Source organism: Pseudovibrio exalbescens, from assembly GCF_028737195.1.
Classification (GTDB): domain Bacteria; phylum Pseudomonadota; class Alphaproteobacteria; order Rhizobiales; family Stappiaceae; genus Pseudovibrio; species Pseudovibrio zosterae.
The window spans coordinates 200,458-222,358 of the sequence record NZ_JAQZAJ010000007.1; the positions used below are offsets into that span (position 1 = coordinate 200,458).

The following is a 21,901-nucleotide window of genomic DNA, read 5'->3' on the forward strand; positions in this document are numbered from 1 at the left end:
CTCACATTTCTAGGAGCAAGATATGACGCCGGTAGAGTATGCCAGCGGCAAGCGGCATGGCTTTTCTTCGTGGCTCGCTGAAACGAAGGCAATGCTGATTCTGGGTGTGCCATTGATTGGTGCGCAGCTTGCTCAGATGGCAATCAATGCGACCGATACCTTGATGATCGGCTGGTTGGGTGCAACAGAGCTTGCGGCATCTGTTCTAGCACTGCAGCTGTTCTTCATGACGTGGCTTGCAGGCCTTGGCATCATTCAGGCAGTAATGCCGCTTGCCTCCCGTGCTGAAGGGCAGGGCGATGTCCGCGGTGTGCGCCGCGCAGCGCGCATGGGTATCTGGATTGCGGTGAGCTACACCTCTTTGGGCATGGTGCTGCTTTGGCATGGGGAGAGCATTTTGCTTTACCTCCAGCAGGACCCAGAGGTTTCGAAAATCGCTGGTGAATATTTGCGCGTTGTGCAGTGGTCGATGTACCCATCGCTCATCGTTGTCGCGCTACGGTGCTTCCTGACTTGTATTCAGAAGGCACAAATAGTGTTGTGGGCGACGCTCGTCAGCGCGGTGGTGAACGCCGTTTTGGACTACGGCCTGATCTTTGGTCATTGGGGCTTTCCGGAAATGGGCATTCTGGGGGCTGCTATAGCGTCCATTGGTACTGCAATCGCCTCTGCCGTTTTCCTTGTCGTGTACATTCTCTGGGAGCCGAAGGTCAGAACCTATGATGTTTTCGTGCGCATTTGGCGCGCGGACTGGGGCGCGTTCTTTGAGATACTGCGTTTGGGCTGGCCGATTTCTCTCATGCTGCTTGCTGAGACGGGCTTGTTCGGGGCTTCTGCCTTCATGATGGGATGGATTGGCACGCTTGAGCTGGCGGCTCATGGCATCGCAGTTCAGTTGGCAGGCATTGCCTTCATGATTCCGGTGGGCTTTTCCAACGCTGCAACGGCACGTGTTGGTCAGGCGCTTGGCCGCAATGATGAAGATGGGCTGCGTCGTTCAGGTTGGGTTGCCATTTGTCTCGCGGGATTTTTCGCCGTGATCGGTTCCATGCTGTTCTGGCTGTTCCCAGAAGCGCTGATCGGCTTGTATCTCGATGAAAGCAATCCGTATGCAGCTGATGTGCTGCGTCTAGGGATTCCTCTTCTTGCAATTGCTGCACTGTTTCAGCTTGCCGATGGTGTGCAGGGCGTGGCCGCAGGTGTACTGCGCGGCATGTCTGACACCACAACACCGATGATAATTGCCATCATTGGGTATTGGGCGATCGGTTTCACCATGGCGTATGTGCTGGCATTCCCGATGGGGTATGGGCCGGAAGGTATTTGGGCCGGACTGGCGGCTGGGCTCATGTTCTGCGCGGTGGTCCTGACAGTCCGTTTTCACAAGCGCAAGGAATGGAAGCTGGTCCGGTTTTAAGCGGCGCGCTGGCTTTCAAAGATCCAAGAAAAAGGCGGCTTTTGAAACCGCCTTTTTTACATTGATCAGGGTGTGAGCGCTGTCAGTCGATTGACATGCCCCATTTTTCGGCCGTCTCGGGTCTCTGCCTTGCCATAAAGGGTAAGGCGGGCGTTCGGCTCGCTCAGGATGCTCTGCCAAGCATCTGCGTCATGTCCAATCAGGTTTTCCATGACCACATCACTGGTGCGGCCCGGGTTGCCAAGCGGCCAGCCTGCAATTGCGCGGACGTGCTGCTCGAACTGAGAAACCGGGCACGCGTCTTCGGTCCAGTGACCTGAGTTGTGTACGCGGGGGGCGATCTCGTTCACCAAGAGATCGTAGCCTTCTTCCTCATTGGCGACGGCAAACATCTCAACGCCCATGACACCCACATATTCAAGACCGGCTGCAATCTGTGCGGCCATCTCCAGTGCGGCGGTCGCGACTTCCCGTGGAATGTCCGCTGGCACGGTCGAGGTCTTGAGAATGTGGTTTGTGTGAATGTTTTCAGCAGGATCATAGCAGCGGATGTCGCCATCCACGCCGCGAGCCACGATTACGGAGACTTCCTTGTCAAACGGGATCAGGGCTTCCAGAATTGCGGGCTGGTTGCCAATCACTTCAAGGGCGTTGGCCTCATCCTCTTCGGAGCGGATCATGGCCTGCCCCTTACCGTCATATCCAAAGCGCCTTGTCTTCAGCACACCTTGTCCATCAAAAAATGACAGGGCTGTCTTCAGATCCGTATCAGTGTCCACGGCATAAAAGCCCGCAACCGCAACGCCTGCTTTCTCTCGCAGGAACGTTTTTTCCGCAAGCCGGTCCTGAGAAACGGTGAGCGCCAGTGGACCGGGGCGTACGGTGCACCGCGCTTCCAGAAAGTCAGCTGTTTCGCCGGGCACATTCTCGAACTCGTAGGTGACGACTGATACGCTAGCAGCGAACTTTTCCAATGCTTCCAGGTCGTCGTAGGCCGCAATTGTCTTTTCTGCGGCGCAATCAAACGCTGGACTGTCCGCATCTGGACAGTAGATGTGGGACTTGAGGCCGAGCCGTGTTGCGGCCTGCGCGATCATTCGTCCCAATTGGCCTCCACCCAAGATGCCAATGGTATCGCCAGGCTTCAGAACCTTTTCAGAGGTGCTCATGATCTGAAATCCTTACTGGTCTGTCTCGTCTACGGGCGCTTCTGCAACAGAGTCGCGCTGGTTGGCGCGCCATGTATCCAGCCTGTCGGCCAGCTCGCGATCATTCAGTGCGAGAACTGCGGCGGCCATCAGCGCGGCGTTTACGGCACCTGCACGGCCAATGGCCAATGTTCCCACTGGCACTCCCGCGGGCATTTGCACGATGGAAAGCAGGCTGTCCTGACCACTCAAGGCTTTGGATTGGACAGGAACGCCAAACACCGGCAGTGGGGTCATGGCAGCGGCCATGCCGGGCAGGTGTGCTGCTCCCCCTGCGCCTGCGATAATGACTTTGAAACCGTCCTCGCGGGCGTTCCTTGAAAACTCGTAGAGCCGCTCTGGTGTTCTGTGGGCAGAAACGATCTTGGCCTCGTGTTTAACGCCGAGGGCATCAAGCGTGTCGGCGGCGTTCTTCATTGTAGCCCAGTCAGACTGGCTTCCCATGATAATAGCAACGGGTGGGCGGCTGGCCTCTGCCATCAATCGTTCCTTCGCTGGCGGTGAAAAGATGCGCGGATTATAGGCATGAAGTGCCTTCGCGCAAGCGGTTGAAGCCCAAATGCTATTGGGCTGAATTTCGGCGCTACGCGATGATATCCGGGCGTAGCTGAGCCTCAAGCTGTTTGATGTGATCTTTGAGTTGAAGCTTCTTCTTTTTCATGCGCTGCAGCTGAAGCATGTCGGCCCGGCCAGTCTCTATGAGAGCCTGAATCGAACTGTCCAGATCGCGGTGTTCAAGACGCAACTCGACAAGTTTTTGCCGTACTTCGTTTTGGAAGGGCTCAACGGATGACATTTCTCAGTGCAGCTTTCGTGTGTCATGGCGTCGCAGCCTTCTGCGACCTCTGATTTGCGCAAGTATACCGCGTTTTGTGGGCAATGGTGGAAAAGATTTTCTGCTTCAGAAATATCACGCCGCGTTATCAGGTGCTTCTCTGGTTAACACCCTATCCCGTTCTTCATTCAATGGTCCTTAAACGGTGAAGTAATTTGATGCAGATCATTTAAAGTAGAGGCCGCGTTATTCTGCGTTGTATATCACCCTAAAATTACAGCCACTCATGGTTCGACAAGCTGAAATTTTAGTGCCAAGATGACAGGGTAATGACATCAACGGCAGGAGGATTTGCACCAATGTCCATCCACTCTCATCTGTCCGAACTCGAACGCCGTCATGCCACCCTTGAGCGCGAAATTGAAAGCGCTGCTCACCATCCCTCTACAGATTCCCTTGAGTTGTCCGAGCTTAAGAGACGCAAGCTCCAGATCAAGGATGAGATTTCGAAGCTTAGAACCGAAAAGGAATTGCATTAGCTTCTCGTAGCATCCTAATTTTTCAAAGCGCCAAAGCTCAGCTCTGGCGCTTTTTTATTGTGGGTTGCCTTTTTTGCTCTGTGTTGTTTGACGTTCTTGCCTTGAGTTTGTGAAAAGATCGTTCGCAGCTTAAAACGATTTAGGTCGTGGCCTCCAAGTCGTGCAGACTACTCGGAAATACACGTGAAATTTCAATTGTGATTGTATATCACGGCATTTTATCTTTGAGCTAAATGCGCGGTTTTTTTCTTTTCTTGCATAATCGAGTAAAAAAATAGGTCAGTAACTCTGATATTTCGCAGTGATTGCGTTTGTGCTCCCTCAAAAGCAGCCATTTGATGGCGACCCATTAGAAATACCCACAGTGTGCGCATTTGACCTCGCGACAATTTGCGCAAGTTCTACGAGGCCGAAGAATGGTTACTAATGGGGCACATGCGGGTGCATGTCATGTTTACTGAGTCGTCGGACCGGAGTCCGGTATGATATTTCCAGCCGAGCCATCCATGTTTACAAAGCTTCACCACTACAGAGACACACTGGTGTTGGCCGGTTGCCTGTTCTGCATAATGGTGGTGCTGCTATTTGGTGCCTACTGGTTCTCCCATGGTGAAGAATATGAGTTTCGTCGCCAATGGCTGTTGCTGCTGGTCATAATCCCAGGCGTTGTGCATGCATATCTGAACCGACGGACGTTGTGGCCCAAGCTCCGCAGTAGCTTGATCACATGGGCAATCGCGCTGTCCATACTCGGTTTTCCGCTGGTCTACTACGCCTTTGACGGGCGCACTTACGAGCGCTTTTTGGAGGTGCGTGTTTCTCAGGTTTCCGAAGAGCCACTTGCGGTCGTCGCTGAACGGCTGGACCGCAGGACGGTGGACCTGCTTTATGATCTGCGCCATTCCGGTATTGAGGTGCAAGATCCGGATACGACAGTGAAACAGCTGGCTGCCCAGTATGATATGCCCCTTCGGGACTTCATCCATACGCTGATCATCATCGTAAGCGATGACAAGTACCAGAAGCAGCCAGATTCAAAAGTAACCAAGGCCGACTAAGCCATCCCATATGAGCTTAAGGGCAACAAAGAACACGCCGATATAGGTTATGCGATAAAACAGCGTTTGATCGATAACCCGTACGATGCGCACGCCCGCATAGGTGGCGAGGGGAGCCAGAGGCATCAAAGCCGCTGAGGTGGCAAGGTTTGTTGTGTCAAACTGGCCGAGGAAGAAGTAGGGGATCACCTTCACGGCGTTGATGGCTGCAAAGAACACAACTGAAGTACCGGCGTAGAGCACAGGCTGCATGCCCAGCTTGAGCGTGTACATTTGGTAGGGCGGGCCTCCGGAGTGGCTCACGAAGCTGGTGAAGCCTGCCACCATTCCCCAAAAGCCACCGAGCAGCTTGTTCTCTTTTGACTTTCCATCAAGTGAGGCTGAGCCTAGCCAGTGGTTGAGCACAAATGCGAGCGATACAACACCCACGATAAGGCGCACATGGTCAGCGGTCACATAGGCAGCAGTCGCCCAGCCGATCGTGATGCCAACGCATCCAGCAGGGATCATGAGAAAAAGCACAGGCTTGTTGAAGCTGTGCCGGTAGGACAAGAGCCCAACAGCATCCATGACCAGCAGAATCGGCAACATTATTCCGGCTGCCTGAATGGGTGAGACCGCAAGGCTCATGAGTGGTACGCCGATGAGCGCAATGCCACCACCAAAGCCGCCCTTTGACAGACCGACGATGAGAACGGCAGGGATGGCATAGAGGTAAAAAAGGGGATCGCTGATCGGGAGCATGGTCATTCGCTGGAGAGGGGCGGGGCACAACTAGTGACATTGTACACTAAGGAATGCAAGGAGGGGTGCTGCATCGCTGAAGAACAGTAATCCGAATTTACGAGAGTAGCTAGCTTGCCTTTAGGTCATCCTGTGTCACTCTAACGGCAGGTTCGTTGGTGTGCGCAGCATTCCATCAGCAAGCCATAGATTTGGGAGGACTGGGAATGGCGAGCAGGTATGCAGAGGTTTACGGGGCTTGGCAAAGCGATCCGGTCGGCTTTTGGGAAAAAGCTGCTGGGTCGATTGATTGGATGAAGCCATGGGACAAGGCCTTTGACGAGACTGCTGGGGCCTACGGCCGGTGGTTCGTCGGTGCCGAGTGCAACACTTGTTACAATTGCCTTGACCGTCATGTGTCACGCGGGCGTCCGGGGCAGCCCGCCCTGATTTATGACAGTCCAGTCACCAATACCAAGAAGAAATACAGCTACAAGAAGCTGCTTGATCACGTGATTGCCATGGCAGCTGTCATGAAGGATCATGGGGTGGAGAAGGGGGATCGCGTCCTCATCTACATGCCCATGATTCCAGAGGCGGTGATGGCCATGTTGGCTTGCGCTCGTCTCGGCGCCGTGCACTCTGTTGTGTTTGGTGGGTTTGCCGCTCATGAGCTTGCTACACGCATAAATGACGCCAAGCCCAAGCTTGTCGTTTCAGCTTCCTGCGGTATCGAGCCGGGGCGCGTTGTTCCCTACAAGCCCTTGCTTGACGACGCCATTGATCAGGCCACGCACAAGCCTGAGGCCTGCCTCATCCAGCAGCGCGAACAGGCAACCGCGGCCTTGAAGATCGGCCGGGACAACGATTTGGGAATGCTGATGCAGCAGGCGCTGTCCGCAGGGCGGCAGGTGCCATGCGAGCCGGTAGCTGCAACGGATCCGTTGTATGTGCTTTACACCTCTGGAACCACTGGGCAACCCAAGGGCGTTGTGCGCGACAATGGCGGTCATATGGTTGCGCTGAAATGGACAATGGAAAATCTCTATGGTGTTGAACCGGGAGAGGTTTTCTGGGCAGCGTCAGATGTTGGCTGGGTGGTTGGGCACTCTTACATCGTGTACGGCCCTTTGCTGCACGGGGCCACGACTGTTCTTTATGAAGGAAAGCCTGTGGGTACGCCGGATGCGGGCGCCTTTTGGCGGGTGATCTCTGAGTATCAAGTCAGTTCGCTGTTTACCGCACCTACTGCGTTTCGCGCCATCAAGAAGGAAGATCCGAGCGCGCAGCACCTGCAACGTTATGATGTCACAGGTTTGCGGTCCCTCTTTCTTGCCGGAGAGCGCGCGGATCCGGATACGATAATTTGGGCGGAGGACATTCTCCGCGTTCCGGTGATTGACCACTGGTGGCAAACCGAGACGGGATGGTGCATTGCAGGGAACCCGCTGGGGTTAGGTCCGCTGCCTGTAAAGCGTGGCTCCTCGACGGTGCCCATGCCCGGTTACCACATCGATGTGGTGGACGAGGGCGGGCAGCCGCAGGAGGCTGGCATGCTGGGCAATATCGTGGTGAAGTTGCCGCTCCCACCGGGCTGTCTGCCGACGCTATGGGATGCGGAAGAGCGCTTTGTTGATAGCTATCTCTCTGAGTTTAAAGGCTATTACAAGACGTCGGATGCAGGTCTTCTGGATGAAGATGGCTACCTGTTCATCATGTCCCGTACCGATGACATCATCAATGTGGCCGGGCACCGCCTTTCTACAGGTGCGATGGAAGAGGCGTTGGCGGGGCACCAGGACGTTGCGGAGTGCGCGGTCATTGGTGTTGCGGATGAGCTGAAAGGCCAGCTTCCCTGTGGCTTTGTGGTGCTCAAGGATGGGGTGGACCGCACCCCTGAAACCATTGAGAAGGAGCTTATTGCGCTTGTGCGAGAGCAGATTGGCCCTGTCGCCGCTTTCAAGAAAGTTCTGGTGATCGACCGACTGCCCAAAACCCGTTCCGGAAAGATCTTGCGGGGCACCATGAGGAGTATCGCTGACGGCCAGGAATACAAAATGCCTGCGACCATTGATGATCCGATGATCCTTGAAGAAATCGCCAGCGCTCTCAATGAAAAAGGCTTTGTAAAATCATCGTAGTTAGCGAGATATACCCAGATACCACGGGGCGTTTCATCGACACGCCGGGGCCAAATGACTAGAGTCCCCGGCGAATTTAAGAGCAAGCTGGGGGTATCATAGTGTCTCTTGCAGGAAAAACTGCGGTGGTTACCGGTGCTGCACGTGGTATCGGTTTTGCTGTCGCAAAACGCTATGTGACAGACGGTGTTCGTGTGGTTCTGGCGGATCATGACGAAAAGGCTGGTCTGGCTGCAGAAGAACAGCTGCGCGAAATCGGGGAAGCAACATTTGTCAGCTGCAATGTTGCCGAGCGTCTGGATGTACGCAATCTGGTTGCTGAGACCCTTGATGCATATGGTGAAATCGACATTCTTGTGAACAATGCAGGTATCGTCGCGACCGGCAGTTTTCTTGAGCTAAAGGAAGATGCCTTCGACAATGTGCTTGATGTGAACATCAAGGGCGCGTTCCTGTGCTCACAGATTGTGGGGCAGCATATGGTAGAGCGGGTTGAGAACGGCGGTAAACCGGGCTGCATCATCAATATGTCCTCCATCAACAGCGTTGTCGCGATTGCTGAGCAGGTTGCATATTGCGTATCAAAAGGTGCGCTAAATCAATTGACTAAGGCCAGTTCGCTGACGCTGGCGCCCTTTGGTATCCGCGTGAACGGCATTGGGCCGGGCTCCATCAACACTGAGATGATGGCTGCGGTGAATGAGGATGAGGCTAAGCGCCGTCGTGTCATGTCGCGTACGCCCATGGCCCGTATTGGTGAGCCGGAAGAAATCGCCGGGATTGCCGCGTTTCTGGCGTCGGATGACGCGAGCTACATTACCGGTCAAACCATCTTTGCCGATGGTGGCAGGTTGCCACTGAACTACACGGTCGAAGTGGATGATTGATACAAGAAAAGGCCGGTAGATCCGGCCTTTTTCTTTTTTTACAATGGGTTATGTCGCTACTCGGACAACGCCTGTGCGCCGGTCTCAAATTGCATGCGAGCCAGTTTTGCATAGAGCCCGCCTTTGGCTACCAGTGTGTCGTGCGTTCCTTCTTCGACAATCCGGCCTGCTTCCATCACCAGAATTCGGTCAGCCTTCAGCACTGTCGCCAGTCGGTGGGCGATAACGAGGGTTGTGCGGCCTTCCATGAGTTTGTCGAGTGCCATCTGTACGATCTTTTCGCTCTCTGCATCCAGTGCGCTGGTGGCTTCATCGAGCAGCAAGATTGGCGCATCCTTGAGGATTGCGCGGGCAATGGCGATGCGTTGGCGCTGACCGCCGGACAAGGTGATGCCGCGTTCGCCAATGAGGGTGTCGTAGCCTTCCTTCATGGTGAGAATGAAATCATCGGCCAAGGCCATGTGCGCAGCATCGCGGATTTGCGTTGATGTTGCGTTGGAACGACCAAAACTGATGTTTTCTGAAACGGTCATTGCAAAGATCGCCGTGTCCTGAGGCACGAGCGCGATCTGACTGCGCAGGTCTTGCGGATCGAGCTGGCGCAGGTCGTGATTGTCGACCCTGATCTCGCCGCTCTGGGGGTCATAGAACCGCATCAGCAGTTGGAAGATGGTGGACTTGCCTGCGCCGCTCGGGCCAACGATAGCGACGGTTTCACCATGACGGATTTCGAAGGAGACCTCCTTCAGGACGCCTGCCTCCGTTGCGGTGGGGTAGGAGAAGCTGATGTTGTCGAAGACCACATGACCGCGCGCTGGCTTGTCGAGTTGCTCCGGCTTTGCGGGGGCCTTGATCTCCTGCTCAATCTCCAGCAGTTCCGAGAGTCGTTCCGCGGCGCCTGCTGCCTGTGACAGTTCTCCCCAAACCTGTGAGAGTTCACTCAAGGAACCTGCTGCGATGATGGCATAGATCAGGAACTGTGTAAGCTCGCCGCCGGTCATGCGTCCGGAGACCACATCCATGGCACCGATCCACAGAACGCCGACAATGGAGGACGCGATAATGAGGATGATGCTGCCAATCAGGATGGACCGTGCCTTGGTGGCGTGAAGCGAGGCACCAAAAGCGCGCTCGGTATCCTTTGCAAAGCGCGTGGCGGTGCGGTCTTCATTGGTGAAGGCTTGCAGGGTGCGCACCGCGCCAAGGGCCTCCGTGGCGTAGGCAACGGCGTCTGCCAGTGTGTTCTGCGCATGACGGGTGCGGGAGCGGACCGATCGGCCAAAAGCGATCAGCGGTAAAATGATGAGCGGGATGGCCAGAATCACGATGACAGACAGGCGCGGTGAGGAAATCACCATCATTATGGTGGCGCCGGAAAACATCAGCATGTGGCGCAAGGCAATGGAGGCACTCGCCCCAAAGGCGGATTTGATGAGCGCGGTGTCTGCCGTCAGCCGTGAGATCAATTCCCCCGACTTGGCGCTGTCATAAAATGAGGCGCTGAGATTCGTGAGGTGGGAAAACACATTGGCCCGCAAATCCGTGACAACGCGTTCGCCAATCCACATCACGAGGTAGTACCGCAATGAACTTGCCGTGGCGAGGACTGCGATAATGACCAGAATCCCAAGGAAATAGTCACCGATCAGCTCCGGATTATCCTTGGAAAATCCGTAGTCGATCATGTAGCGCAGCGCTATTGGCAAGATGAGTGTGACGGCTGCGGCTGTGATGAGCGCAGCTGTTGCGGCAATAACCTTGGATTTGTGCGCCAGCAAATACGGGAAGAGCGCAGCCAAAGGTTTCAATGATTTACGCTGTTTTCCGGCTTCCAATTCCGGCAGGTGAGCGTCTGTCAAAACAACCCCAACTCGTTATTTTTCAATAAGTACGCACAGATTGGGCTGATGGAGGCAAATGGCAAGCAGATTCTATTGCTATAAGACGCCTTTGCCCTCTTGTTTCCCTAGTCGCGATGGGGTATAGACCGCGACACGTTTTCTAGGCCGCGTCATAAGACGGACTGCGGCTTTTTTTCAGTTAATGCGGACAGAGCCAGCCTGACCTGAGATGGAGGCACGGCCGACGCTGAAAGGATTGGCCATGAAACAGGATATCCATCCAGACTACCACGCCATCACTGTCAAGATGACTGATGGTTCTGAGTTCATCACCCGTTCCACATACGGTTCCGAAGGTGACGTTCTTCAGCTCGACATCGACCCTTCTTCCCATCCAGCATGGACCGGTGGTGACCGCCAGCTGATGGACCGCGGTGGTCGTGTTTCCCGCTTCAAGAACAAATTCTCCGGTTTCCTGGGCAGCTAATCGCTCCGACCCGAGATGGTTCAAAAACCCCGGCGTTCGCGCCGGGGTTTTTTTATGCGCTGACGCGGCTGGAAGTCCAGGGGAAGCCTGACAGGGGTCGTTAGCCGGTTTCCTTCGTGATCAAGCAGTTGTTAAGCCTGAAGCCATCGCCATGCTCACGGGTGAGTGTCGCCTCCGTCTCTTGGATGTGGAAACGATCAACAGGAGACACCCATGCGCTTTACCTTCTCAAGCTGCCTGTTTGCGCTGGCGGCACCATGTGTTCTGGCGGTACCCGCTCATGCGGCTCAGTGCATTACGTTGGAGAGTGTTCAGCTCTCTGCCAATCTGGATACGAATGAAGATGAAGGTTCCCATATTGGCAAGCATGTGGCTGGTTTTGGGGTTTATAGTGATGCACCGGCCGATAAGCCCACTATGGCCAGCACTTTTTTTGAAGGCGAAGATCAGTATGACGCTGTAAAGGCGGTGTTTCTAGCCAGCGGTGCCGGCGATTGTGATGAGACCGTCTCGACCAACAATGTTGTGATCACTTTAGGGGCGGCCGACTTTACGGCGGATACAGCACCATTTGCCGGGTATGATTGTGTTGCTGACGGTATCCGCACCGTCACGAACCCTTTTGCGACAGCGCCTCGGACGTACTGCACGCGTGTGGATGAAGCCTCCAAGTTCACGCCGACCAACATGACCTTTGTTGTGAAATGGAACGCAGACGAGAGTAAGTGGTTCACCCTTACCGCTTACCCGAAGCGCTAAGGTGGCGTGACCTGCCTTAATCCAGCGGATGGGTTTGGGGTGTGCCGTGGGCGGCGTGCCAACGGCTGCGGGGTTTTCCAAGCAGGCTGGGCAGTCCGAGGCGCAGCATTTCCTGTTGGATGCGCGGCAAAGCTTCCCGAGGGATTCTGATCTTCTTCAGGCATTCAATGGAGCGGGCGGAGAGCAAGCCTTCGCTGCTCTGTGCGATGGTCTGGGGCTTGTCCAAAAAGGTCCATGATCCTTTCAGGCGGTTGCCGCGCGCCCGGCCCAGATTGCGATTGCGCGCTTCTGGGTCTGGGGTGAACGCAAAATGGTGCAGCTTGCCGCCATGAAGGGTCCAGCACGCGGTCTGTGAGCGGCAGGCAATCGGAGCGTGCAGTTTCCTGAGCAGGCCTGTGTTCTGGCTGGTCAGTTCTTCGTTCACCGCGTCGATAGCGGACAGCGTCCGCTGGTCGGTTATGAGATCCTGCGCCTGAAATGAGAGCTGGAGCGCGTCTTCAAGATAGACTGTGCTTGCTTGATTGAGGCGTACCTGACAATCGAGATCTGAAGAGCCCGGCATTTCCTGATAGGTGAGTGTGATGCTGTTGTGCTGGTTGAGGCGATAGGCGTTCAACACATAGAGCGCCATATCGTCGTTGCTTCGAGCCTTGTGATGAGCTTCCAGCGCCTCGCAGAGCGCGGCCAGAGGACTTTCATGCCATTGCAACAGGCGCGAGGGCAAACCGTTTTGATGCATGGCGACCAAGGTCTCCAGCTTGCTGACGCTCATGCCACGTTCTCGGGCAAAGTCTGCTGTGAGGTTGCTCTCATCGTGGTGGGTGATCTGATCCGGGTCGGGCAGGAGAGCAGATGGTTCTGCGGTTTGGGTATATCTGGGCTGGGCCCGATACCATAGCCCGGAGCTGAGTGGGCGGGGGAAGCCATCATCGGTGAAACCGAGCGGGGCAATGGGGTCCTTGTTAAGCAAAGCGCCAAAGATCTCAATGGGCTTGTTCAGGCACTCAAGCAGATCTGCCAAGGAGGTCAAGACCAGAGGTTTCTGGTCCTTTTGCAAGACGATGCGTGCTTCGCTGTCAGAAGCTGGTGTCATACCCGTGTCCTTTGCCCGGCGCGGTGATCGCTGGCATTGAGGCCTGCGCGCTTTAAGGTCTTCGCTAGCCTAGCGAAAACCAAAGTGCATGGCCTCCGGCATTTTTGCGGGACCTTGGGTATCTGGGGGCGTGGGTTTTACTTCCCGAAAACAGCGTTTAGCTGGGAAAGCTGGGCGGCGATTGGGTTGTCATTGGCGGTAAGCGGCTCAGACATCCGCTCTTTGACCAGCATGTTGTCCATGTGGATGATGCGGTCTTGAAGGCGCACGGAACGGCTGATGAGGTTTTTCAGGTTGTCTGGCAGCTTGTTCCACGAGGGAACTTCCAGCTTGCCGGAATTGCGCTCAAGACGAACCTTGTTTTTTTCACTGTGAGCCTGATCCGGGCTCATCTCACCTTCATTTACCGCCCGCTGCAGCAACAGCCATGAGGCAAGTTGCATGAGGCGCGTGGTCAGGCGCATGGATTCAGTGGAGTATGCGAGGGCGATTGAGCGATCCAAGTCGCGCGATTCTTCGCGCCCCAAACCATCGAGGTAGGTTGCGGTCTCTTCCACCAGGGTCATGCCTTCACGGAATAGACTGTCGAAGTTTCCGGAGCTCACCAATCTGGTCGCAAAGGATAGGGTCTCTTGGCGGTCTACTTTTGGTAACTCACTCATTACTCGTCTCGCGATACTTGCTGTGACTTTTACCCCTTTGCGTCCCAAACTGAAACACGCGTTTTAGCTTCAGGATCCCAAACTGGTTACCAAGAGTTTAATGGCGTGCCGGTCTGGTGCAAGGAGCGTTGGCTCAAAACAAGAGCCGCAAACTCCGTGCCAAGATTCCGTTTGTGGAAGGTGGGTGCAACTAGCCTTACTACGAAAAACCGGAATTGCAAAAAAAAGAGCCGCGGATGGCGCGGCTCTGAAGTGGTTTAACAGGGAGGCGTCAAACAGAGCGGAAGGTCCGCTCCGATCCAGCTCGCTGGACAGGTATATTGATAGAATACATAGGTTAATGCATGGTTAATGAATGCATATCTACTTGTATCTTACCTTGAGTCCACAGGGTTTGTTTTAATTTAAATTTCAATCATTGATTGAATTTACTTGAAAAGGCTTTGCGCGGCTTGCGACGCTGAGGCCTTGGATTCTAACTCTTTTTCAGTCCGGGCGATCTCGGCGTGCAAATTGGAGATGCGTTCTTTCAGCTCGGTTACTGACAAGTTCTCCAAAGACTCACCTACTACGATTTCACGGAGGCTTTTCTTTTGTGGTTCATCGTCGTCGAACAGACCCATGGCGTTTTACTCCAAAATACCGGGGGCTGCGGTCTGCATGCCCTGAGTCGCAAGCTTAGCAAAACGAGCAGCCTATTGTGAGAGGCAGCTTGGCGCACTAAAACCAAGTGTGGAAGTGCGCCAAGTGCGCACAACTCAAAGAGGAGGACCATGCAGATGCGTGCTGTAGCAATTACCGAGCCCGGCGGCCCCGAAGTGCTAAAGCTTGAGGAGCGGGAGCAGCCTGTGCCGGGACCCGGTGAGGTTTTGATCCGAGTGGTCGGGGCTGGGGTGAACCGGCCTGATGTGTTGCAGCGTGCAGGTGCCTATCCACCGCCCAAGGGGGCGTCCGACCTGCCGGGCCTTGAGGTCTCGGGGGTTGTAGCCGACGTGGGCGCGGGTGTTACAGAGTGGGAGGCGGGGGACGCCGTACTGGCGTTGACGCCCGGCGGCGGGTATGCCGAGTTCTGCGTGACGCCAGCAGCGCAGGTGCTGCCCATCCCTCACGGGTTGAGCTTCATGGAAGCTGCCGGGGTGGCAGAGACCACGTTTACCGTGTGGTCCAACCTGTTTGACCGAGTTGGCCTTGCCGCTGGTGAGAGCTTTCTGGTTCATGGCGGAACATCCGGCATTGGTACCACGGCCATTCAGCTGGCCAAGGCCATGGGCGCGACCGTGTTTGCCACTGTTGGTTCCGATGAAAAGGCGGAGGCGGTGAAAGCGCTGGGCGCCGACCACGTGATCAACTACCGCACACATGCCTTTGAAAAGGAAGTGCTTCGGCTCACCGACAATGAAGGGGTGAATGTGATCCTCGATATGGTGGGCGGCGACTATGTGGAACGCAATTGGATTGCTGCGGCCGTGGAAGGGCGTATTTGCCAGATTGCAACGCTCAACGGGCCAAGCAAGAACGTGAACTTCTCTCGTCTCATGGTGAAACGGTTGATGCATACAGGATCAACCCTGCGGCCCCGTTCCATTGACTTCAAAGGAGCTATTGCGGCAAGCTTGCGGGAGAAGGTCTGGCCCCTCTTTGAAAATGGGCAGGTGCGCGTGGTCATGGACCAGGTGTTTGACCTTGAAGAAGCTGCTCAGGCCCATGCACGGATGGAGAGTTCCGGGCACATTGGAAAGATCGTTCTCAAGGTCTCTGAACCTTGATGATAAGCCGCTGAGGAGATGCGGCAGATTTTCCCAGATCTGAGCAAATTCTTTGCCATCAAGCTATTTGCTTTTCGGAAACTGTGTGCGTATATTGCGGTCAAGTTTCCCGAAAACTCCAAGAACATTCGGCTTATTCTCTCTGGAAATGAGAGGGCGAGCACACAGGAGGGTTATATACAATGGCCAACGCGCCGTTAATGCCAAAGGCCACTGCGGTCTGGCTGGTTGATAACACAGCCCTGAGTTTCGAACAGATTGCTGCCTTCTGTAAGCTGCATCCGCTGGAAGTGAAGGCAATTGCAGATGGTGAAGCTGCGCAGGGCATTAAAGGTCTTGATCCGGTGCTGACCGGTCAGCTGACCCGTGACGAAATCGAGAAGGCTCAGAACAACCCAAGCTATCGCTTGCACGTTCAGGAGTCCAAGGTGCGCGTGCCTGAGCAGAAGCGCAAAGGCCCACGCTATACGCCTGTGTCTCGCCGTCAGGACCGTCCGAACGCGATCCTGTGGCTGGTGAAGAACCATCCGGAATTGCTGGATGCGCAGATCATGCGTCTGGTTGGCACCACCAAGCCAACCATTGAAGCGATCCGCGAGCGTACGCACTGGAACTCTGCAAATCTGGTGGCCATGGACCCGGTAACGCTGGGCCTGTGTTCTCAGATCGAGCTGGACATGGAAGTGGAGAAGGCTGCGAAGAACGCACCGCCACGGCCAGAAGGTGAGCCGCTGCCGGATACGCTGATCCCGGTTGAAGAAACCACAAATGAAGATGCAATGGCTGCTGCCTTTGCGAAGCCTGCGCCCAAGTCTACTCCGGAAGAAGAGCAGTATGACGCGGATGCAGTGTTTGCGAAGCTGAACGCCAAGAAGTCGGATTCCGATGAGGATGACGATGAGGACGAGCGCTACTAAGCGCCTTGCTTCTTTATTAGGATAAATGCAAAAAGCCGCTCTCAGTTGAGGGCGGCTTTTTTGTTGCTTATGAAGCTGGGGTCTAGCGCTGTGTCAACTTCAGCTCGATGCGGCGGTTGCGGGCATATGCCTCTTCCGTGTTGCCATCTTCCAACGGCTGAAACTCGCCAAAGCCTGCGGCCACCAACCGGTCTGGAGACACGCCGCGGCTGATGAGGTATTGCACCACGGAGATTGCGCGGGCTGCGGACAGCTCCCAGTTGTTGCGCAGGCGGCCCGTGCCGGAGAGCGGACGGGCATCCGTGTGGCCATCCACACGCAGGACCCATTCGATCTCATCCGGGATTTGCTGTTCAAGCTCCAGGATGGCGTCGGCCAGAATGGTCAGCTGGGATTGGCCTGCCGGGTTCAGCTGGTCCTGACCTGTCGAGAACAGGACTTCCGACTGGAACACGAAACGGTCGCCCACCACTTCAATGTCGGAGCGCTGGGCGAGGATCTCGCGAAGGCGGCCAAAGAAGTCCGAACGGTAGCGGGAAAGCTCCTGCACGCGCTGGGCCAAGGCCACATTGAGGCGTTTGCCAAGGTCTGCGATCTTGGTCTGACTTTCGCGGTCCCGGTTCTCAGAGGCTTCCAGAGCGTCTTCCAGAGCTGCAATCTGGCGGCGCAGGGCGGAGATCTGCTGGTTCAGCAGCTCGACCTGAGCCAAAGCGCGGGCGCTGACCTGCTTTTCACCCTCCAACTGGCCTTGCAGTGTGGAAATGCGGCCATCGGCGTCCTCTATGGCGCCGGAGCGGGTGTCCAGAATACCCTGCAGGCGGGCGCGTTCGGTGTTGGCGTCGTCCAAATCGAATTGCAGATTTGCAATGGTTGCTTCCAGATCACCCACATTGGCCTTTTCCAGAGCCAGCAGCTCGGTGAGCTCGGCAATTTGCTGGTTGAGGCGGTTCAGCACCGTGTCACGGCCAGAAAGCTGCTGCGACAGGAAGAACTGGGCGATCATGAAGACGGAAAGCAGGAAGATGAAGACCAGCAGGAGTGCGGACATCGCATCCACAAACCCCGGCCAGTAGTCCTCCGTGCCGCGTTCGCCACGGCGATTACGAGCCATCGCCATGGATTACTCCCTTGCTTTTTCCCGCTCAACTTCCTGAGTGAGCACTTTAAGGAGGCGCTCAACGCGGCGCTGCTGCATGGATTGGGCTTCAGCCCACTCGCGCATCATCTTTTGCTCGGAGCGGACATGCTGAACAAGGCCTTGAATGCCCTCTGCCAGATTGCTCATGGCAGCGTTGGCTTGATCGTCAGACCCCGCAGAGCCGCCCTTGTTCTCTTCCAGCGTCTTGCGCAGCTTTTCGAGCGCGAACGCCAGATTAGCGTTGGAGGCGGTCGCGGAGATCGCGCCGTCTTCCGGCTCAAGGTCGGTCACGGTGGAGAGCCAGTCTTCCAGCTCAAGGTAGAAACGGTTTTGCGCCTGTCCTGCCTGCAGATCAAGGAAGCCGAGGATCAGGGAGCCAGCAAGGCCGAGCAGCGAGGATGAGAACGCAATGCCGAGGCCGGACATCTGGCTGGTGATGCCGGAGATAAGGTCCTCGAACAGAACTGTTGCATCGCTACCGCCAACATTCAGCGACTGAACCGTAACGGCCACCGCAGACACGGTTGCCATCAAGCCCCAGAAGGTGCCGACCAGACCAAGGAACACCAGAAGGCGGGTGAGGTAGCGGGAGATCTCGCGGGATTCATCAAGGCGCGTGCCGATGGAATCGAGCAGAGAGCGCATGGTCACCGGCGAGATGGTCATATCGCCGGCCTTGTTGCCGAGAAGCGTGGCCATGGGAGCCAGCAACACGGGCGGGCGGCGCACTTCAAGGCGCGGGTCGCCAATGCGGAAGCCGTTCACCCAAGAAACTTCAGGGATGAGGCGAATGACTTGCCGGAATCCGAGGATGATACCAAGAACACCAACGCCAACGATCAGGCCGTTCAGCGCGGGGTTGGCCATGAAGGCATTGGAAATCTGGCTGATGAGCACGAAGGCTACAAAGCCCGCCAACACCAGAAAGATTATCATGCGCCACAGGTAGACCTGCGGACTGGACAAACTGTAAGGATCAAAGTCGCGTGCCATAAGCCCGAATGTATCAGTTGGTTAACGATACATGTAGATAGCGCGATTTCCGGTCTCATGGAAACCGGAAATCATGGTTAACGCGAAAAGAACTATTGAAACCGCTGTGTTATTTACTGCAGAGCGGGGACAAGGCGCGCTTTAAGTGCGTGCCTTGGTCAGAAGTTCTTTGATCTGCAGGTGGGTGAATTCGTTACCTGCAATGACGGAACCGGTATCAAGCATCTTCTCACGGCCGTCAGCGTCGGAGACAAATCCACCCGCTTCACGAATCATGAGGATGCCTGCTGCCATGTCCCATGGCTTGAGGCCGTTTTCCCAGAACGCGTCGAGGCGGCCTGCTGCAACCCACGCCATATCGATGGCGGCGGCACCTGCACGGCGGATACCTGCAACTTCACCCATGATATGACGCATTTCGCGCAAGGTGCGGCCGTGGTCGCCCACGCCGATGAACGGAATGCCGGTTCCGATGACACAGTCGGTCAGGTCCTTGCGCTGCGCAACGCGCATGCGGCGGTCGTTGAGGAAGGCCCCTGCGCCGCGTTCTGCGGTGTAGAGCTCGTCCATGATCGGGTTGTAGATGACGCCTGCAACGATTTGGCCCTGACGCTCCAGTGCGATGGAGACACCGAAGATCGGAATGCCGTGCAGGAAGTTGGTTGTGCCATCGAGTGGATCGACGATCCAGCGATGCTGACCATCCTGAGACTCGATCTCACCGGATTCTTCCATCAGGAAGCCGAATTTTGGACGAGCCTTCTGCAGTTCGTCGCGAACGATTTGCTCGGCCTTGTGGTCTGCCTGAGAAACGAAGTCGCCTGGACCCTTGCGGGAGACCTGAAGGTTTTCGATTTCACCGAAGTCGCGGGCCAGAGAGCGGCCAGCCTTGGTGGCAGCCTGTACCATGACGTTTAGGAGGGCTGAACGCGCCATTTTATTTCACCATTATTGTCGGGGAGGGCAGGGAGCTGCCCTCCGCATTGATTGTATCAGGTGTTGCGTGAAGGTTGCGCGCTTAGTCAGCGCGGCGGACGTACTCAACAGTTTCAGTGTCTACCACGATCTTTTCACCAGCGGTGATGAACGGAGGCACCATGCAGCGTACGCCGTTTTCGAGGACGGCTGGCTTGTAAGAGGAAGACTGCGTCTGACCCTTAACAACAGCGTCTGCTTCAACAATCTGAAGTGTGACGTGGTTTGGCAGAGAAATGCCGATTGGCTTTTCTTCGTGCAATTCAACGGTCACCATCATGCCATCTTGCAGGAATGCAGCGCGCTCACCAACGAATTCCTTTTGCAGCTCAAGCTGCTCGTAGCTCTCGGTGTCCATGAAGACCAGCATTTCGCCTTCTTCGTAGAGGAACTGGAAGTCCTTCTGCTCGAGGCGGACGCGTTCTACGGATTCAGTTGCACGGAAACGCTCATTGAGCTTGCGGCCGTCCAGCAGGTTCTTCATTTCCACCTGAGCAAAGGCACCGCCCTTACCTGGTTTCACGTGCTGAACCTTAACTACCGCCCAAAGCGTGTCCTGGTGCTGCAGAACGTTGCCTGGCTTGATCTCATTACCGTTGAGTTTCATCAGATATACCGATCAATTTAGTGTCGAAATTCTTGAAGGCTTGCGCTGTCTGGCTTGTATCCATCGCAGCAAAACCTGTGTTGGGCCTGTCCACCATAAAACGTCGCGAGTTTCAAGGAAAAAGCACCGCCGCAGGCCTGTTAAATGGCGCTTGGGATATCTTTTTCTGCCCCGGAGCTGGCGTTGTTAACTGCCAATCGTCTCGCGTAGCTGCTGGCCGATCTCACCGGCTCGCAGGCTGACTTGTTCCTGCTCTTCCAGCGAAAGAGATTTGGCCATTTCATCCAGTTCGCTGTCGAAGATGCCCCGAGAGCTGGCATGGATCTGCCACGCTGCAGCTTCAATGGTGTTTACCGGGCGCCCGCGGCCATGAAGATAGAGCTTGGCCAGTCGGTTCATGGCAATCGGGTTGCCTGCAAAAGCAGCCTTTTCAAACCAGTCTGCCGCCTCGCGTTCGTTGGGGGCAACACCCTCACCCTTGAAGAGCTGAATGGCATATTGCACCTGGGCCTCGACCACACCGCGACGGGCCGCGCGGCCAATCCAGTAGGAGGCGCGCAGGTCATCGCGCAGCTCTTCATCCCCTTCAAGCAGCAGGATGCCAAGGGAGTACATCGCATCTGCATCCCCGCTTTCTGCGGCCGCTTCGAAGAGTTCCTTGGCGCGCTTATGGTCGACATCGACCGACTTGCCGGATTGATAGAGCAGGCCGAGATTGTACTGGGCTTCTGGCAGGTTGGCCTTGGCGGCAATTTCGAAAAGCTTGGCAGCCTCGGCGGTGTCCTTGTCACGGCCCAGACCCGCAAGGTACAGCATCCCCAGCCGCAGGGCGGCCTGAGGGTCGCCCTCGTTGGCGGCAAGTTCATACCATTCGGCGGCCTTTTTCAGGTCCAGCGGAACGCCGCGTCCGGTTTCGTAAAGCACGCCGATCAATGTCTTGGCTGCGGTGCGTCCTTGCTCGGCGCTGCGTGTGGCAAGGGCGAGTGCAGACAGATACCAGCCGCGCTGAAACGCGCCGTAAGCAAGGTCCGCATCTGGGCGGATGCCTGCGGAGATATCGGTGTTGCCGCTCAGTGCATCGGTCTGCAAAGGCGGCTTGACCATGAATGGCGAGATCAGGATTTGAGGCTGGCTGAGCGCTGCGTCACTGCGTGGTGGCAGCACGCTGTCCTCTTCCTCAGCGCCGGATTGCGCAAACGCTGGCGCTGCCAAAAGGCAGGCCATGGCTAGTCCAGTGGTCCGGCGCAGAAAACCTCGCATCGATTACTCCTCTGAATCTGGCAGGGTCACTTGCTCAAGAATGGCATTGGCCTGCTGGACGGCCGCTTTCGGGCCTTCCGGATGGGTCCAGATCGCCTCGCGCAGGGCCACAAACTCTGCATGTGTTTCCGCGCATGGTTTCACGGAGTCCAAGGAGGTGCCACCCAGAACAACGCATGGGGTCTCAAAAACTTCTGCCCACCATGAGCCGAAGTCCAGTGTCTTTGGATGGGCTTCCGGGGTCTGTTCCAGATCAAGCAGACCAAAGAACACATAGTCCACGCCCATGGAGGCAATGGTCATGGCTTCATGGCGTGTCTTGACGCCTGAGTGGCCAATGATCTTTTCTTCCTGAAAGTCGCGCATGACTTCTTCCAGCGCGGCATCGCTGCCAACAAAGTGAAGACCATCAGCGCCGGAACGGCCCATGATCTGTGTATTGTTCTCAACCAGCGCTGCGGCGTCGGCAGCCTGAATGATCGGTACGAGCTTCTTTGCGGTGCGCTGCAGGTCGGCTTCGGTGGCGTCGGGCATGGAAATGAGCACGCACGCTACATCGCCGCCTTCTAAAGCCTCTTCCAGCATTGGCGCAAACGCATCGCAGTCGAACTGAGGTGGCGTGATCAGGTAAAGACGTGGGTGCACGTGACAAGCT

Annotated in this window: 23 protein-coding genes; 9 read left to right on the forward strand and 14 right to left on the reverse strand. The window is 55.9% G+C overall.

From position 1 onward, the window contains the following. Positions 1-22 precede the first annotated feature (22 nt). Positions 23-1,417, forward strand: a complete 1,395-nt coding sequence (locus PUV47_RS18260; protein WP_274220031.1) for an MATE family efflux transporter — start codon at positions 23-25, stop codon at positions 1,415-1,417. Positions 1,418-1,482: 65 nt separating this feature from the next. Here PUV47_RS18260 and PUV47_RS18265 read toward each other — a convergent pair whose 3' ends face one another. The 3 genes from PUV47_RS18265 to PUV47_RS18275 form a co-directional block, all read right to left on the reverse strand. Then, positions 1,483-2,586, reverse strand: a complete 1,104-nt coding sequence (locus PUV47_RS18265; RefSeq protein WP_274220032.1) for a 5-(carboxyamino)imidazole ribonucleotide synthase — start codon at positions 2,584-2,586, stop codon at positions 1,483-1,485. A gap of 12 nt (positions 2,587-2,598) precedes the next feature. After that, positions 2,599-3,105, reverse strand: coding sequence for a 5-(carboxyamino)imidazole ribonucleotide mutase (gene purE, locus PUV47_RS18270; RefSeq protein WP_274220033.1), 507 nt, complete (start codon positions 3,103-3,105; stop codon positions 2,599-2,601). Positions 3,106-3,208: 103 nt separating this feature from the next. After that, entirely contained in the window at positions 3,209-3,421 is a 213-nt protein-coding gene (locus PUV47_RS18275) for a YdcH family protein (RefSeq protein WP_274220034.1), read from the reverse strand. A gap of 338 nt (positions 3,422-3,759) precedes the next feature. Here PUV47_RS18275 and PUV47_RS18280 point away from each other — a divergent pair, with 338 nt between their 5' ends. Together PUV47_RS18280 and PUV47_RS18285 are read left to right on the forward strand one after the other, a co-directional pair. Then, positions 3,760-3,939, forward strand: coding sequence for a YdcH family protein (locus tag PUV47_RS18280; protein ID WP_274220035.1), 180 nt, complete (start codon positions 3,760-3,762; stop codon positions 3,937-3,939). A 482-nt stretch (positions 3,940-4,421) separates the two neighbouring features. Next, positions 4,422-4,997, forward strand: a complete 576-nt coding sequence (locus tag PUV47_RS18285) for a hypothetical protein (RefSeq protein ID WP_274220036.1) — start codon at positions 4,422-4,424, stop codon at positions 4,995-4,997. Here PUV47_RS18285 and PUV47_RS18290 read toward each other — a convergent pair. Then, on the reverse strand, positions 4,974-5,741 hold the full coding sequence (locus PUV47_RS18290; protein ID WP_274220037.1) for a sulfite exporter TauE/SafE family protein: 768 nt from the start codon (positions 5,739-5,741) through the stop codon (positions 4,974-4,976). The genes PUV47_RS18285 and PUV47_RS18290 overlap by 24 nt on opposite strands. 206 nt (positions 5,742-5,947) lie before the next feature. Here PUV47_RS18290 and PUV47_RS18295 point away from each other — a divergent pair, with 206 nt between their 5' ends. Both PUV47_RS18295 and PUV47_RS18300 read left to right on the forward strand, forming a co-directional pair. Further along, entirely contained in the window at positions 5,948-7,861 is a 1,914-nt protein-coding gene (locus tag PUV47_RS18295; RefSeq protein WP_274220038.1) for a propionyl-CoA synthetase, read from the forward strand. 101 nt (positions 7,862-7,962) lie between these two features. After that, the gene (locus tag PUV47_RS18300; RefSeq protein WP_274220039.1) at positions 7,963-8,748 is read left to right on the forward strand and encodes an SDR family NAD(P)-dependent oxidoreductase; all 786 of its coding nucleotides are present in this window, start codon (positions 7,963-7,965) and stop codon (positions 8,746-8,748) included. A gap of 56 nt (positions 8,749-8,804) precedes the next feature. Here the strand turns inward: PUV47_RS18300 and PUV47_RS18305 are convergent, their stop codons facing one another. Further along, positions 8,805-10,607, reverse strand: coding sequence for an ABC transporter transmembrane domain-containing protein (locus PUV47_RS18305; RefSeq protein WP_274220040.1), 1,803 nt, complete (start codon positions 10,605-10,607; stop codon positions 8,805-8,807). A gap of 244 nt (positions 10,608-10,851) precedes the next feature. Between PUV47_RS18305 and rpmE the strand changes: the two genes are divergently transcribed. After that, positions 10,852-11,076, forward strand: coding sequence for a 50S ribosomal protein L31 (gene rpmE, locus PUV47_RS18310; protein WP_274220041.1), 225 nt, complete (start codon positions 10,852-10,854; stop codon positions 11,074-11,076). A 213-nt stretch (positions 11,077-11,289) separates the two neighbouring features. Next, on the forward strand, positions 11,290-11,835 hold the full coding sequence (locus tag PUV47_RS18315; RefSeq protein ID WP_274220042.1) for a hypothetical protein: 546 nt from the start codon (positions 11,290-11,292) through the stop codon (positions 11,833-11,835). 16 nt (positions 11,836-11,851) lie between these two features. Here the strand turns inward: PUV47_RS18315 and PUV47_RS18320 are convergent, their stop codons facing one another. From PUV47_RS18320 to PUV47_RS18330, 3 genes are all read right to left on the reverse strand, one after another. Further along, entirely contained in the window at positions 11,852-12,928 is a 1,077-nt protein-coding gene (locus tag PUV47_RS18320; protein ID WP_274220043.1) for a hypothetical protein, read from the reverse strand. A 137-nt stretch (positions 12,929-13,065) separates the two neighbouring features. After that, positions 13,066-13,590 carry a DUF1465 family protein gene (locus PUV47_RS18325; RefSeq protein ID WP_274220044.1) on the reverse strand — a complete coding sequence of 175 codons (525 nt, stop codon included), beginning with the start codon at positions 13,588-13,590 and terminating at the stop codon, positions 13,066-13,068. A gap of 428 nt (positions 13,591-14,018) precedes the next feature. Continuing rightward, positions 14,019-14,213, reverse strand: coding sequence for a DUF1192 domain-containing protein (locus PUV47_RS18330; protein ID WP_274220045.1), 195 nt, complete (start codon positions 14,211-14,213; stop codon positions 14,019-14,021). Between the two features lie 156 nt (positions 14,214-14,369). Here PUV47_RS18330 and PUV47_RS18335 point away from each other — a divergent pair, with 156 nt between their 5' ends. Together PUV47_RS18335 and PUV47_RS18340 are read left to right on the forward strand one after the other, a co-directional pair. Then, positions 14,370-15,356 carry an NAD(P)H-quinone oxidoreductase gene (locus PUV47_RS18335; RefSeq protein ID WP_274220046.1) on the forward strand — a complete coding sequence of 329 codons (987 nt, stop codon included), beginning with the start codon at positions 14,370-14,372 and terminating at the stop codon, positions 15,354-15,356. A 182-nt stretch (positions 15,357-15,538) separates the two neighbouring features. Beyond that, positions 15,539-16,273, forward strand: a complete 735-nt coding sequence (locus PUV47_RS18340; protein WP_274220047.1) for a DUF1013 domain-containing protein — start codon at positions 15,539-15,541, stop codon at positions 16,271-16,273. 82 nt (positions 16,274-16,355) lie between these two features. On the opposite strand, the gene PUV47_RS18345 is transcribed toward PUV47_RS18340, so the two are convergent. The 6 genes from PUV47_RS18345 to PUV47_RS18370 form a co-directional block, all read right to left on the reverse strand. Then, a complete protein-coding gene (locus tag PUV47_RS18345; protein ID WP_274220048.1) occupies positions 16,356-17,390 on the reverse strand; it encodes a peptidoglycan -binding protein in 1,035 nt (344 codons plus the stop codon). A gap of 3 nt (positions 17,391-17,393) precedes the next feature. After that, complete coding sequence (locus PUV47_RS18350; RefSeq protein ID WP_274220049.1) at positions 17,394-18,404, reverse strand: flagellar motor protein MotA; 1,011 nt, start codon at positions 18,402-18,404, stop codon at positions 17,394-17,396. A gap of 141 nt (positions 18,405-18,545) precedes the next feature. Continuing rightward, positions 18,546-19,340: an inositol monophosphatase family protein gene (locus PUV47_RS18355; protein ID WP_274220050.1), complete on the reverse strand. Its 795-nt coding sequence runs from the start codon at positions 19,338-19,340 to the stop codon at positions 18,546-18,548. Between the two features lie 82 nt (positions 19,341-19,422). After that, positions 19,423-19,986 carry an elongation factor P gene (efp, locus tag PUV47_RS18360; protein ID WP_274220051.1) on the reverse strand — a complete coding sequence of 188 codons (564 nt, stop codon included), beginning with the start codon at positions 19,984-19,986 and terminating at the stop codon, positions 19,423-19,425. A 186-nt stretch (positions 19,987-20,172) separates the two neighbouring features. Next, positions 20,173-21,246, reverse strand: a complete 1,074-nt coding sequence (locus PUV47_RS18365) for a tetratricopeptide repeat protein (protein ID WP_274220052.1) — start codon at positions 21,244-21,246, stop codon at positions 20,173-20,175. Positions 21,247-21,249: 3 nt separating this feature from the next. Further along, positions 21,250-21,891 carry a thiamine phosphate synthase gene (locus tag PUV47_RS18370; RefSeq protein ID WP_274220053.1) on the reverse strand — a complete coding sequence of 214 codons (642 nt, stop codon included), beginning with the start codon at positions 21,889-21,891 and terminating at the stop codon, positions 21,250-21,252. Positions 21,892-21,901: the final 10 nt, after the last annotated feature.